This is a genomic window from Nocardia mikamii NBRC 108933, from assembly GCF_001613505.1.
Classification (GTDB): domain Bacteria; phylum Actinomycetota; class Actinomycetes; order Mycobacteriales; family Mycobacteriaceae; genus Nocardia; species Nocardia mikamii.
The window spans coordinates 180,859-194,156 of record NZ_BDCM01000015.1 but is presented as its reverse complement, the minus strand read 5'-3'; the positions used below and the strand labels follow the sequence as shown (position 1 = coordinate 194,156).

Here is a 13,298-nt window from a genome sequence, read left to right as displayed (position 1 = left end):
ATGACCGTCGTCTCCGCACATCTTCCCGCTCTCGGCGCGCGCCCCGCCGTCGCCGCGGGATTCACCGCCCGGCCCGCCCGCCGCCGCCTCGGCCTGCGCCGGCAGATCCCGTTCGCACGGCTACTCGGCGTGGTGCTGCTGCTCGCCGCCTGGTCGGCGGGGGCCTATCTCGGACTACTCGATCCGCGCAAATTGTCCGCCCCGTGGACGGTGGTGACGACCGGGTGGGACTTGCTCACCGACGGTCATCTGCTCACCACTATCGCGGTGTCCATGCAACGCGTGGCCACCGGGGTGTTGCTGGGAATTCTGATCGGCACCGCCCTCGCGCTGATCGCCGGCCTGTCGCGGGTCGGAGAATCGTTGGTGGACGGCGTGGTTCAGCTCAAACGCTCGATTCCCACCCTGGGCCTGGTTCCGTTGATGATTCTCTGGCTCGGTATCGGCAACGGTTTCAAGATCGTGCTGATCATGCTGGCGGCCGCGGTCACCCTCTACGTCCCCACGCATTCCGCACTGACCGGAATCGATCGGCGGCTCGTCGAACTGTCGGAGATCCAGAGCGTTTCCCGGTTCGACTTCATCCGGCAGGTGGTGATTCCCGGATCGCTGCCGGGGTTCTTCCTCGGGTTGCGGCTCGCGGTGAATACGTCGTGGCTGGTGCTGGTGGTGGTCGAGTCGGTCAACGCGACCGACGGGCTGGGAAAGCTGATGCAGGACGCCCAGAACTACGGCCAGGCCGACGTGATCCTCGTCGCGCTCGCCGTCTACGGAATCTTCGGCCTGGCATGCGATTCCGGAATCCGGATCCTGGAGCGAAAGGTGCTGTCGTGGCGGCAAACACTGGCGGACTGACCCCCGACCCCGGTGCGGGTGTGCAACTGGACGGGCTGACCCGCAGATTCGGCGGCCGAGCCGTACTCGACACCGTCGATCTGACCATCCCCGAGGGCCAGTTCGTGGCGTTGCTGGGCAAGAGCGGATCCGGCAAGTCCACGCTGCTGCGGGCGCTGGCCGGCATCGACCACGGTGTGGCGGGCGAAGGCCTGTTACGGGTACCGGACCGGACGTCCATGGTGTTCCAGGATTCCCGGCTGCTGCCGTGGAAGCGGGTGCTGCCCAACGTCCTCTACGGTCAGCCCCGTTCCCGCCGGGCCGCGGCCTCCGCGCTGCTCGGCGAGGTCGGCCTCGCCGGACGCGAAAAGGCTTGGCCGGGAGAGCTTTCCGGCGGGGAACAGCAGCGGGCCGCGCTGGCTCGCGCCCTGGTGGGTGAGCCGGAGCTGTTGCTGGCCGACGAGCCCTTCGGCGCCCTGGACGCGCTGACCCGCATCCGCATGCACGCCCTGTTGCGCCGTCTCGTCGCGGCTCATCGCCCGACCGTGCTACTGGTGACCCACGACGTCGACGAGGCCATCACCCTCGCCCAGCGGGTGCTGATTCTGGACCGCGGGCGCATCGACGTCGATATCGATATCGACATCGACGGCCCGCGCGATCCGGCGCAACCGCAATTCCAGCGGATCCGCCGCGCGCTGCTGAGCGCGCTGGGCGCCGACCCGATCGCGGCCTGAGCGCCGATCATCCACTACCGGAAAGACTTTCGAGCACCGATGAGCAGAACGCTGCACTTGAACGCATTCCTGATGTCGACGGGCCACCACGAGGCGTCGTGGCGCCTGCCGGAATCGGACCCGTTGGCGCACCTGAATATCGAGCACTACATCCATCTGGCGGAAACGGCCGAGCGCGGCCTCTTCGACTCGATCTTCTTCGCGGATTCCCCGGTGTTGCAAGGTGATCCCGGCCGCCGGCCGGTCGGCAAGCTGGAGCCGACGATCCTGCTGACCGCGATCGCGTTGCGCACCCGCCGCATCGGCCTCATCGCCACGGCGTCGACCAGCTACAACGATCCCTACAATCTGGCGCGGCGCTTCGCCTCGGTGGACTGGGTGTCCGGCGGCCGGGTGGGCTGGAACATCGTCACCACCGCCGGCGCCGACGCGGCCCGCAACTTCGGCCTCGACGACGTTCCCGATCACCGGCTGCGCTACGAGAAGGCCGCCGAATTCGTCGACGTGGCGACCAAACTCTGGGACAGCTGGGACGACGACGCCTACATCGGCGACAAGGAGCTCGGCATCCACTCCGACCCGGACAAGGTGCGCGAGATCAACCATATCGGCGAGTTCTTCCGGATAGCGGGGCCGCTCAATGTGCCGCGATCGCCGCAGGGGTATCCCGTTCTGGTGCAGGCGGGTTCGTCTGAAGACGGGAAGGGATTCGCCGCCCGCTACGCCGAGGCGGTCTTCACCGCGCAACAGACCCTCGAGGACGGCAAGCAGTTCTACGCCGATCTGAAGGAGCGGGCGCGCCGGCTCGGACGTGACCCCGACACCGTCAAGATCCTGCCGGGCATCGTCCCGGTGATCGGCGACACCGAAGCGCACGCGCGGGAACTCGACGAGGAACTGACCCGCCTCATCCAGCCGGAATACCAGCGCCGCACCCTCGCCGAGCGGTTCAAGCTGCCGGTGGAGGCGCTGGATCTGGACAGCGAACTGCCCGCGGATCTCCCGACCGAGGACGAGATCCAGGGGGCGAAGAGCCGGTTCACGCTGATCGTCAACCTCGCTCGCCGCGAACGACTCACGGTGCGCCAGCTGATCGCGCGCCTCGGCGGCGGGCGCGGGCACCGGACCTTCGCGGGCACCGCGGAACAGGTCGCCGACACCATCCAGCAATGGTTCACCGACGGCGCCGCCGACGGATTCAACGTGATGCCGGCCGCCCTGCCCTCCGGGCTGGAGAGGTTCGTGGACGAAGTGGTGCCGATTCTGCAGGAGCGCGGCCTGTTCCGTACCGAATACGAGGCGACCACCTTGCGCGGGCACTACGGATTGGCGCGTCCGGAGAACCGGTTCGGCGTGGCCGCCGCCGCGGCGATCGCCCAGTGAGCCGGCCGGATTCGGCCGCCGATCAGGGGTGGGTGCGATATCTGCTGCATCGATGTCTGTCGCATCCGCGTGCCGTCGCGGGTGCGGCCGCAGGTGCTCTGGGTAGCGCCGCGCTGACCGCGGCACTACCCCTGGTGGTGCGTCATGTCGTCGATACGCTGGGCGATTCCCGAGTGCCGCTGGCGGCCGCCGTCACCGTCCTGATCGTCATCGGTGTGCTCCGGTTCGGGCTGTCGATGCTGCGCCGGGTGTGCTCGTCGACGCTGTCCCTGGGCGTCCAGTTCGATCTGCGGTCGGATCTGTTCGCCGCGCTGGTGCGGATGCCCGGCCGCGAACAGATGGCGGTATCCACCGGACAGGTGGTGAGCCGCGCGATCAGCGACATCACGCTGATTCAGATGTTCCTGCAACTGATTCCGATCGTCACCGGCAATGCCGCGCTGCTGGTCGCGGCGCTGGTGCTGATGGCGACGATGTCGTTGCCGCTGGCGGGCATCGCGCTGGTGCTGTTGCCGGCATTGTGGTTCGTCACCCGCCGCTCGCAGCGAGAACTGTTCCCCGCCAACTGGGATGCGCAGGCCCAGGCTGCGGAGGTGGCGATGCGGGTGGAGTCCGCGGTCGCCGGTGTCCGCGTGGTCAAGGGGTTCGGGCAGGAGCGCCGGGAGACCGGTGAACTGGAGCGGCGCGCCCGCGACCTGTTCCGGTCCCGGCTGCGCGTGGTGCGGATCACCAGCCGGTTCACCCCCGCGATGGCGGCGCTGCCGGCGCTGGGGCAGGTGTTCATCCTGGTGGTGGGCGGTCTGCTCGCCCTCCACCAGAGCATCAGCCTGGGCACGTTTCTGGCGTTCATGACCTATCTCGGGTCCTTCGTGAGTCCGGTGCGGCAATTCTCGACACTGCTCACGGTGAGCCAGCAGGGGAAGGCGTCATTGGATCGGGTGCGCGAGGTCATCGAGGCCGGTCCGGGCCGGGCGGCGGCGGTCCCATCGCCCGCCGTGGCCGCCGCGCCGCCGCGGATCGACCTGTCCGGGGTGAGTGTGCGAATCGGCGACACCGCGGTTCTCGACCACCTGGACCTGACCATCCCCGCCGGTGCGACGGTGGCATTGGCGGGCGGCGCCGGTTCCGGGAAATCGACTCTGACCGCACTGCTGCCGCGACTGATCGATCCGGATGCCGGAGTGGTGCGGCTCGACGGCGTGAATGTGCGCGAGGTACCGGATATCCGCGGCCGGGTGGCCATCGTCTTCGAGGACACTCACCTGATGGCCGACACCATCCGGGCGAATGTGGCCTACGGCCGTCCGGAGGCCACCGACGATCAGGTCTGGCACGCCCTGTATCTGGCCGCGGCCGACGACTTCGTCCGGCGGCTGCCCGAACAGCTCGACACCTCAATCGGCGAACGGGGACAACGCCTTTCGGGCGGGCAGCGGCAGCGACTCGCACTGGCGCGCGCGCTGATCACCGACGCACCCGTGCTGGTGCTCGACGATGCGACCTCCGCGATAGATGCGAAGGTGGAGCAGACCATCTTCGAACGCATCGCCGCCGAGGTGCGGCGCCGCACGACAGTCGTTGTCGCACATCGAGTATCGACACTCGCCCTGGCCGACCGGGTGGTGATCCTGGACGACGGCCGGGTCGCGGAATCGGGCACCCTGGCCGAGCTCCAGGAATCCGGAGCCCTGTTCGCCGCGCTGTTCACGCCACCGGATGTCGCGGAAATCGGTGCGGCACTGCGCAGTGCGACCGACAGTGTGCCGACCGAGATGCTGTGGGCCGAACCCGCCGAGTACGGCGACGAGAGCCGAACTCTCGAGCAGATGGCGCGGGCGTTCTCCCACCACGCGGCCGGGGCGGGCGGTTTCGGGCGCGGCGGCGGCATGATGACCTCCGCACCGCCCAGCGGTGATGTGCAGGCCCTCATCGACGCGCTGCCACCGGTGACCGGTGAACCCGCGGTGTCCGACACATTCACTCGCACAGCCGATCCCCAGTTCGGCCTGCGCCGTTTGCTGCGGCCGTTCGCCGGTCCGCTGCTGGCCGGCCTGGGCTTGGTCGCGCTGGACGCGATCGCGCAGATTCTGATCCCGGTACTGGTGCGCTACGGCATCGACCGGGGTGTACTGGTCGGCGCGCGCGACGTTCTGCTCGGTGCGGCGGCGCTCGCGGCCGCGGTGGTACTCGTCGACTGGGCGATCAGCGTCGCGCAGGTGCGGGTGACCGGGCGAGCCGGGGAAAGGCTGCTGTTCGGCCTGCGGGTGAAGACGTTCGCCCAGCTGCAACGGCTGGGCCTGCAGTACTACGAACGTGAACTCGGCGGCCGGATCATGACCCGTATGACCACCGATGTCGACGGTCTGTCCACCTTCCTGCAGACCGGCCTGTCGACCGCGCTGACCTCCTCGCTGACCATCGGCGGCGTGGTGATCGCACTGCTGGTGATCGACGCCCGGCTGGCCGTGGTGGTGCTGGCGCTGATGCCGATCCTCATCGCCTCCACGGTGTGGTTCCGCCGGCTGTCGGTGCCCGCCTACAACACGGCGCGCGACAAGGTCAGCGCGGTCAACGCCTATCTGCAGGAGAACGTCGACAACATCAAGGTCACGCAGGCCTACCGCCGGGAAGCGCTGAACCAGGCCAGGTTCGACCGGCTGTCGTGGGAGTACCGCGACGCGCGGCTGCGCAGCCAGACCCTGATGGCGGTGTTCTTCCCGTTCATCGAATTCCTGTCGGTGGTCGCGACGGCCGCGGTCCTCGCCGTGGGCGTGCATCAGGTGCGCGGCGCGGCGCTGAGCGCCGGGACGCTGATCGCGTTCCTGCTCTACATCGATCTGCTGTTCGCCCCGATTCAGCAGCTGTCGCAGGTGTTCGACAGCTATCAACAGGCGGTGGTGGGTGTCGATCGGCTCGGCCGGTTGTTCGCCGTCGAGGTCGCCACCCCGCAGGCGGCGCGGCCGCAGGCGGTGCACCGCGTCGACGGTGCGATCGAGGTCCGGGAGGTGAGCTTCCGGTACCGGCCCGAGGACGCCGCCGTTCTGCACGACGTGACGTTGCGTATCGAACCCGGGCAGCGGGTCGCGCTGGTGGGCGAGACCGGGGCCGGAAAGTCCACCTTGGTCAAACTCCTGGCCCGCTACTACGACCCGAGCGACGGACTGATCCTGGTGGACGGCAAGGATATTCGCGAGTTCCGGCTCGAGGACTACCGTAAACGACTCGGCGTGGTGCCGCAGGAGCCGTACCTGTTCGGCGATACCGTGCGCGACGCCATCGCCTACGGGAAACCGGACGCCGATCCGGCGGAGATCGAATGGGCGGCGCGGGCGGTCGGAGCCCACGAGATGATCGCCGGACTCGACCACGGCTACCACCACCCGATCGGACCGCAGGGCAGGCTGTTGTCCTCCGGGCAGCGGCAACTGCTCGCCCTCGCGCGAGCTCAACTCGTCGAACCCGACATCCTCATCCTCGACGAGGCCACCGCCTCCCTCGACCTCGCCACCGAGGCCCGGGTCCGCGCGGCCATCGACGTGCTCACCGCGGGCCGCACCACGATCGTGGTGGCGCATCGGCTGGCGACCGCGGCGGACTCCGACATCGTCGCGGTGATGGTGGGCGGCCGGTTGGCGGAGGTCGGCCCGCACGCGGAACTGCTGCGGGCGGACGGAACATACGCGGCGCTGTGGCGGGCGTATGTGGGGGCGTCACGAAGCGAAAACGCCCGCGAATCGGCGCGGTCGCAGGGCGGCGCGCCGGTTCGCGCGGCCGCCGCGTCCCCGCTCACCGCACGCTGACCATCCGGGAAACCCCGTCGCGCCGTCCGGCATCGGTGGACGGCGCTGAGCGGGCAGGGTGGCTCCGGTAGCGCGGCGGCGGCGAAGCCGACCGGACGGAGCCGATCGTCAGCTCATCGACATGGTGGCGATCGGGGCTGTGGTCGGGACCGGAGAGCCGCCCGCGGGTTCGACGGTGATGGCCAGCGCGTCGCCGCCGGCGTAGGTGGCCACCATCGGTGCGGACGCACTCGGCATGTGGTCCATCACCCCGGCCGAGCGCGGCGCACCGGTCGGCGGCAACACCCACAGCTGATACACATGGCCCTGCGGCGCCGGCGGCACGCTGTCGAAAGCCACTGTCGCCACGCCCATTTCGGTGGACGCGTGCACGGTCAGCACACCGCCGATACTGAGCGGCGCGCTCGCGGTGTGTGCATCCGGTTGCCGCATGATCTGTTCCGCCATCGGTGGATGTGCCGTCTGCCCGGCGTATTGCTGGGCGACGATGCCGCCGCCGACTCCGGCTGCCACCACTACCGCGGCCGCCGCGGCCAGCCACCGTAGCCGAGGCCTCCTGGACGGCCGGGTGAGCGGAACCGCGGCGGACGGATCGGCGGGCCGCGCCCGGTCGAGTGCGGCGAGTATGCGCGCTTCCAACTCCGGCGCGGGCTCTTTCGCATCGAGAACCGACAACGCACCCATCGTCTCGCGGACCGCGCGAACCACCACCGAGAAGGACTGGCTCGTGTCCGGGCCGGCGTCGGCGACGCGCTGTTCGATCTCGTCGCGCTCGGAATCACCGACCGCGTCCAGTGCGTAGGGGTAGGCCAGGTCGAGCAACTCGTGGTCGGATGTGTCAGGCATGGGAGGCAACCCCCGAGAGGCAGGTGTGAAGCCGTTTCAGCGCATCCCGGATACGGCTCTTGACGGTGGGCAGTGGCGCGTCGAGATGTTCGGCGACCTGCCGATAGGTCCGTCCGCTGTAGTAGGCCAGTGCGATCGCCTCCCGCTGGGTCGCGGTGAGGGTGTCCAGGCAGCGCAGCACCGCCTGCTCTTCCAGCCGCTGACCGACCGTCTCCGCGACGGTGTCGTGGTCACGTCCCAGGTGGGTGTGACCGTAGACGCGGTCACGGGCGATAGCCGACTCCTCGACGCGCACGCGGTCCACGGCACGCCGATGAGTGAGCATCATCAGCCAGCCGATCGGGCTGGCCAGAGCGGAATCGTAGCGTTCGGCAGCCGTCCAGGCCTGCAGGTACACCTCCTGCGTCACTTCCTCCGCGGTGGTGTGACTGCGCAGGATGCGCAACGCGAGACCGAACACTCGCGCGCTGGTGGCGCGATAGAACTGTGTGAACGCGTCGCGGTTGCCGGTGGCGGCAGCCGCGAGCAGGGTGGCGAGCTCACGCTGCGTTCCCGCTCGCTCGCCCCCGCCCGGAGGGCACGACGGTGAGTCGTCGGTGTCGGCCAGGCGGATCGAGGTGAGCTCCGGATCGCCGGTCATGAGCGCGTCCCTGCATACATGAGAAGAGGTTCGACATGCCCAGCGTGGCGGATGGGTGCGGATTTCGGGGCATTTTCGCCCGGGTGCGCGACATCGACCGAACCGCGCCGGTACGCGCTCCGACCAGCGCGGACCGCAGTGGTGACAACTCAGGCGGGCGGCATCAGCACGGTATCGATCAGATAGACCGTCGCGTTGGCGGTCTTCACACCTCCGCAGACGACCGACGCGTCGTTGACCTTGATCGTGTCGCCGGAACGGGTCACGTTCACCGTGCCGCCCCCGGCCGTCTTGTGCTCACCCGCGATGGCGTCGGGCGCGACCTGCCCCGGCACCACGTGGTAGGTGAGGATCTCGGTGAGCGTGGCGCTGTCGGTTTTCAGGCTGTCGACCGTGGCCGGCGGCAGTTTCGCGAACGCGTCGTCGGTGGGCGCGAACACGGTGAACTGGCCACCGTTCAGGGTGTCGACCAGGTTGACCTGCGGGTTCAGCTTTCCGGACACCGCCGCGGTGAGCGTGGTCAGCATCGGATCGTGTGAGGCGGCGGTCGCCACCGGATCCTGTGCCATCCCCTCGACCGATCCCGGGCCCGTGGGCACCTGCTCGGCATAGGCCTTGCAGCCGGGGCCGACCAGGCCGGCCATGGCGTCGGCGGCCGGACCGCTCGGCGACATCATGGGGCTGGCGGTCGCGTTACCGTTCATCGCTTTCTCTCGGACGACCCGGCGGTCGCATATCTCGTCGTCGGCGACAAGGAGTTCGCGTTGTCCGATCCGGCGGATGGGGACGAATTTCGCACCGGCTCGCTGTGCGGCTGCGAGCCGGCGAACACGGGTTACTAGGCTGACCGCCGTGCTGCTTTCCGATCGCGACATTCGTGCCGAGCTGGCCGCCGGGCGGCTCGGGCTGGAACCGTTCGACGAGAAATTGGTTCAGCCGTCGAGTATCGATGTGCGGCTGGATCGAATGTTCCGGGTGTTCAACAACACCCGCTACACCCATATCGATCCCGCGCAACGCCAGGACGAACTGACCACCCTGGTCGAACCCGGCCAGGGTGAGCCGTTCGTCCTGCATCCGGGCGAATTCGTCCTCGGTTCGACGCTCGAGGTCTGCACCCTGCCCGATGATCTGGCCGGACGCCTGGAGGGTAAGTCGAGTCTGGGGCGGCTCGGGCTGCTCACCCATTCCACGGCGGGATTCATCGACCCGGGTTTCAGCGGTCACATCACGCTGGAGTTGTCGAATGTGGCGAATCTGCCGATCACGCTGTGGCCGGGTATGAAGATCGGCCAGCTGTGCCTGTTCCGCCTGAGCAGCCCCTCGGAACACCCGTACGGCAGCGCGGCGGCCGGCTCGAAGTATCAGGGCCAGCGCGGACCGACGCCCTCGCGGGCATATATGAATTTCCCGCTGCCGCAGGATTCGATCCCGCAGCCCGCGGAGTCCTGATCAGCACGTCGAATCCGGCGCGGCCTGTACAAGGCCGCGCCGGCTCGGCGTCCGGCTAGCTCGGCGGCAGCACGTGCGCGCCCGACTTGTCCGTCGACAGGGCCAGTGAACTGATGTATTGGATTTCACCCTCCGGCCCGGGGACCGCGGAGGCGATCATGTCGGGGCGTTCGAAGTCCATTCCGGTGACGTGGCAGGTGAGGGTTTCGCCGGACGGGTTGCCGTGTTCGTCGAACATGTCCAGCTCGATTCCGTCGTCGCCCCGGCGCAGGTAGTACTTGCCCTTGGTGAGAACGGCGGTGAGCGGGGTGGCGACGAAGGCGATCACGACGGCGACGATCGGCGAATACGGTTTCAGCGCCGCGCCGAACACACCGAAGAAGGTCATGATCGACAGCACCGCCGACAATCCGAAGCCGACCAGGCCGACAGGATTGAAGTTGTAGAGCATGCCGCGCCGGAATTCGGGCTGTTTGGGCGAGAGCTTCAGCAGATACTTGTTGACCGCGATATCCGTTGCGACGGTGACGATCCAGGCGATACCGCAGTTGGCGTAGAAGCCGAGGATGTCGTTGAGGAAGTCGAACATATTGGCTTCCATCAGGATCAGCGCGATCGCCAGATTCACCCCGAGGAATACCAGCCGGCCCGGATACGTCTTGGTGACGCGGGTGAACGAGTTGGTCCACGCCAGCGAACCCGAATAGGCGTTGGTCACATTGATTTTGATCTGCGAGATGACCACGAGCACCACCGCGAGCGTCATCGCCAGCCAGGACGGAACCATATCGCGGTAGATCTCCAGGAACTGATGCACGGGCTGATTCGCGATGTCCTGGGCCCCGGGCAGGTTCGCGATCAGATAGACCGCGAGGAACAGGCCGACGACCTGTTTGACGGCACCGAAGATCACCCAGCCCGGCCCGGCCAGCAGCATCCAGCCCCACCACTTGCGTGCGTTCTCCGGGGTTTTCGGCGGCATGAACCGCAGATAGTCGATCTGCTCGGCGATCTGCGCGATCAGCGACAGACAGACACCGGCGGCCAGCAGCGCACCGGAAAGGCTCACGCCCGCACCGTCCTTACCGCCGTAGGCGAAGAACGAGTCGATCGATTCGGGGTGGCGGATCAGCAGGAACGCGAATGGCAACACCATCAGCAGCAGCCACAGCGGCGTCGTCCAGACCTGCAGTTTCGCCAGCGTATTCATGCCGTAGACGACCAGCGGGAAGATCAGCACCGTGGAGAGCAGATAACCCAGCCACAGTGGGATGTGCAGGCCCAGATTCAGGCCTTGGGCCATGATCGAACCCTCGGTGGCGAAGAAGATGAAGGTGAACGAGGCGAACACCAGGTTGGTGATCACCGAACCGTAGTAACCGAATCCACTGCCGCGGGTGATCAGATCCAGATCGATGTTGTAGCGGGCGGCATAGTAGGCCAGCGGAAATCCCGTGATCATGATGATGATCGCGAAGATGCCGATGCCCAGCAACGCATTTCCGGTGCCGTTCGCGATGCCGATATTGGCGCCGATGGAGAAATCCGCGAGATAGGCGATGCCGCCCAGCGCGGAGACGCCGACCACGGCCGGACTCCATTTGCGATAGCTGCGGGGCGCGAAGCGCAGCGTGTAGTCCTCGAGGGTTTCCTTCGTCGCGGCGGTGGCGGTCGCCGGACGGGTTTGCACATCAACCACGATCTACTCCTCATCGTTCCCGCGCTCGGCGCGGCCTTTCGAGGGTGCAGGCCCGATGTGGTGTCCGTTTTGCCGCTCGGTTACCGCCGTGTAACGCCCCGCGACGTGCGGTTTTGCGCTCTCCCTTTACCGTGGTGCATGAGCTTTGACTCGACAGCGAAGGCGAACGACCCCGGTGCGGGCGCGGCCATCCGGCCCTCCGTGGCCGACCGGATCCGCTCCTGGACGGCGCTGGTCCTGGCCGCCGCACCCACCGCGGCGATCCTCACGGTGGTGCTCTACGGCCTCGGTTTGGCGATGGGCTTCGGCACCGTCGGCATTCTCGCCATCGCGTGGTTCGTGGTGTGTGTTCTCGTCGCGGTGGTGTGCTTCCTGGGCGCCGAGCGGCCGTGGTTGCCGGCGCGTTTCGGGGTGCGCGCGCCCACCTCCGGCGAGCGGCACGCGCTGACGGCGGCGTGGGAGCGGGTGGCCCGCCGATCCGGCATCGCCTCCTCGTCGCATTCGCTGTGGATCCGGGAGAGCGAGCGCGAACTGCTGCTGCCCCGGCGGATGATCGCGGTCCCCGCGGCCGTGCTCGGTGCGCCCCCGCGGGAACTCGAAGCGGTGCTCGCCCGGGAGCTCGGGTATCGATCCGAGGGACGGGTGTCGTTGTGCCAGTTCGTGTTCCGGTATTTCAATCTACCGCTGGTGTGGCTGGAGCGGGTGTTGCTCTCGGGCCCTGCCGCGGTCGGAGCGTGGCTGACGCGACGCATGGCGCCACCGGCGGCCCGGATCTTCGGTATCGGCTGGAGTGCGGTCAGCCGGGTGCTGGTCGCCTGCCCGGCCATCGCGGCCACCACCGTGATCGTGGGGCTTCCGGCCGCGCTGCTGCTGCGTATCGCTCCGGAGGTGGCGGCCTGCGCTCTCGTGCCGGTCGTGCGCCGCATCGACTACCGGGCCGACCGGGCGGCCGTCGACCTGGGCTACGGCACGGATCTCGGTGTGGCGCTGCAGGAACGGCGGGCGGAGTCCGACGACGCGGCGGCGCTCTACGCCCTCTCGGTGTCCGCGTACGCGCCGCGCACCGCGGTCGGCGAACGGGTTCGCCACATCCGCGACCGCATGGACGAGCGGGTGCGCATCGCCGGCTATTCCGGCCCGGTGCTTCCGGAAAATGGTGCGGCTCGAGGTTTTCCGAGTTCCGATCGGTGAGATGGCGGATCGGCCGGTGAGTGAGCCGGAGGTCGTGGAGCCGGTGCCGGGGTCACCGGTTCAGCAGTCCTCGAAGACGGCTTTGACGTATCCGGAGGACTGATACAGGTACTGGTAGGCCCACCGTGCCACACCGATGCGCGGATGCGCGTCGACGAACAGAACCTCACCGCCCCAGCACTTTCCGAGCACATACCGGGCGCGGGAGATGTGCGGAGTGAAGGTCACCACGATCACGCGCCGCCAGTTCTCCCGTGCCGCGCGGGCGGCCAGTTCGCGTCCCTCGCCGCGCGTGGTGCGCGGGTCGGGATCGAAGCAGCTCACGCGGAAGCTGTATCCGCCGTGACAGATTCGATTGATCAGCGGGGAGTGGTCGTAGGGATCGGAGAACACCACCTGCGGCGCGTAACCGTCGTGAGCCAGGCGCAGCGCCAGTTCCTCGCGGCCGTCGTGGGCGCCGCCGAGGACCAGGATGGCATCGGCCGGGTGCGGTGCGTCGATTCGAGGGCGCACGTACACCGGCCACAGCGCCGCCACCGCGACGGCGAGCACGAGCACCACCCCCGCCGCACCGCGCACCCACCACCGTTTTCGCACTCTGCGATGGTAGGTGGTCGGCGAATGCGCTGATCGGCGGCGGTTTCTCCCTGTACACCCACTGTTGCCTGCGCTCTCGCCTCGTGGACGCGGACCGGCCATACCCGGCGCGTATCAAT

General features: G+C 68.1%; 11 protein-coding genes. 6 read left to right on the top strand and 5 right to left on the bottom strand.

The window, feature by feature from the left end; genetic code table 11:
- The 4 genes from NMI01S_RS25630 to NMI01S_RS25615 are packed head-to-tail and all read left to right on the top strand — an operon-like array spanning nucleotide 1 to nucleotide 6,754.
- Nucleotides 1-855, top strand: a complete 855-nt coding sequence (locus NMI01S_RS25630; RefSeq protein WP_063001256.1) for an ABC transporter permease — start codon at nucleotides 1-3, stop codon at nucleotides 853-855.
- Nucleotides 831-1,571, top strand: a complete 741-nt coding sequence (locus NMI01S_RS25625) for an ABC transporter ATP-binding protein (protein ID WP_063001255.1) — start codon at nucleotides 831-833, stop codon at nucleotides 1,569-1,571. Before NMI01S_RS25630 ends, NMI01S_RS25625 begins: the two co-directional genes overlap by 25 nt.
- A gap of 39 nt (nucleotides 1,572-1,610) precedes the next feature.
- Complete coding sequence (locus tag NMI01S_RS25620; RefSeq protein WP_063001254.1) at nucleotides 1,611-2,954, top strand: LLM class flavin-dependent oxidoreductase; 1,344 nt, start codon at nucleotides 1,611-1,613, stop codon at nucleotides 2,952-2,954.
- Complete coding sequence (locus tag NMI01S_RS25615) at nucleotides 2,951-6,754, top strand: ABC transporter ATP-binding protein (RefSeq protein ID WP_063001253.1); 3,804 nt, start codon at nucleotides 2,951-2,953, stop codon at nucleotides 6,752-6,754. Before NMI01S_RS25620 ends, NMI01S_RS25615 begins: the two co-directional genes overlap by 4 nt.
- 108 nt (nucleotides 6,755-6,862) lie before the next feature.
- On the opposite strand, the gene NMI01S_RS25610 is transcribed toward NMI01S_RS25615, so the two are convergent.
- From NMI01S_RS25610 to NMI01S_RS25600, 3 genes are all read right to left on the bottom strand, one after another.
- Nucleotides 6,863-7,600, bottom strand: a complete 738-nt coding sequence (locus NMI01S_RS25610; RefSeq protein WP_063001252.1) for an anti-sigma factor — start codon at nucleotides 7,598-7,600, stop codon at nucleotides 6,863-6,865.
- Entirely contained in the window at nucleotides 7,593-8,240 is a 648-nt protein-coding gene (gene sigK, locus NMI01S_RS25605) for an ECF RNA polymerase sigma factor SigK (RefSeq protein WP_063001251.1), read from the bottom strand. Before sigK ends, NMI01S_RS25610 begins: the two co-directional genes overlap by 8 nt.
- 149 nt (nucleotides 8,241-8,389) lie before the next feature.
- Entirely contained in the window at nucleotides 8,390-8,944 is a 555-nt protein-coding gene (locus NMI01S_RS25600; RefSeq protein WP_084513256.1) for a fasciclin domain-containing protein, read from the bottom strand.
- Between the two features lie 148 nt (nucleotides 8,945-9,092).
- On the opposite strand from NMI01S_RS25600, the gene dcd reads away from it, so the two are divergent.
- Nucleotides 9,093-9,692, top strand: a complete 600-nt coding sequence (dcd, locus tag NMI01S_RS25595; protein ID WP_039783301.1) for a dCTP deaminase — start codon at nucleotides 9,093-9,095, stop codon at nucleotides 9,690-9,692.
- A 55-nt stretch (nucleotides 9,693-9,747) separates the two neighbouring features.
- Here the strand turns inward: dcd and NMI01S_RS25590 are convergent, their stop codons facing one another.
- Nucleotides 9,748-11,391, bottom strand: coding sequence for a purine-cytosine permease family protein (locus NMI01S_RS25590; protein ID WP_245717021.1), 1,644 nt, complete (start codon nucleotides 11,389-11,391; stop codon nucleotides 9,748-9,750).
- Between the two features lie 138 nt (nucleotides 11,392-11,529).
- On the opposite strand from NMI01S_RS25590, the gene NMI01S_RS25585 reads away from it, so the two are divergent.
- Nucleotides 11,530-12,582 (top strand): M48 family metalloprotease, encoded by a 1,053-nt coding sequence (locus NMI01S_RS25585; RefSeq protein WP_157126358.1) that lies wholly within the window; start codon nucleotides 11,530-11,532, stop codon nucleotides 12,580-12,582.
- 60 nt (nucleotides 12,583-12,642) lie between these two features.
- Here NMI01S_RS25585 and NMI01S_RS25580 read toward each other — a convergent pair whose 3' ends face one another.
- Nucleotides 12,643-13,179, bottom strand: coding sequence for a YdcF family protein (locus NMI01S_RS25580; RefSeq protein ID WP_063001248.1), 537 nt, complete (start codon nucleotides 13,177-13,179; stop codon nucleotides 12,643-12,645).
- Between the last annotated feature and the right edge of the window lie 119 nt (nucleotides 13,180-13,298).

Coding starts and splice junctions, on each gene's coding strand:
- NMI01S_RS25630 (WP_063001256.1), top strand. CDS start 1: ATGACCGTCGTCTCCGCACATCTTCCCGCTCTCGGCGCGCGCCCCGCC.
- NMI01S_RS25620 (WP_063001254.1), top strand. CDS start 1,611: ATGAGCAGAACGCTGCACTTGAACGCATTCCTGATGTCGACGGGCCAC.
- NMI01S_RS25610 (WP_063001252.1), bottom strand. CDS start 7,600: ATGCCTGACACATCCGACCACGAGTTGCTCGACCTGGCCTACCCCTAC.
- sigK (WP_063001251.1), bottom strand. CDS start 8,240: ATGACCGGCGATCCGGAGCTCACCTCGATCCGCCTGGCCGACACCGAC.
- NMI01S_RS25600 (WP_084513256.1), bottom strand. CDS start 8,944: ATGAACGGTAACGCGACCGCCAGCCCCATGATGTCGCCGAGCGGTCCG.
- NMI01S_RS25585 (WP_157126358.1), top strand. CDS start 11,530: ATGAGCTTTGACTCGACAGCGAAGGCGAACGACCCCGGTGCGGGCGCG.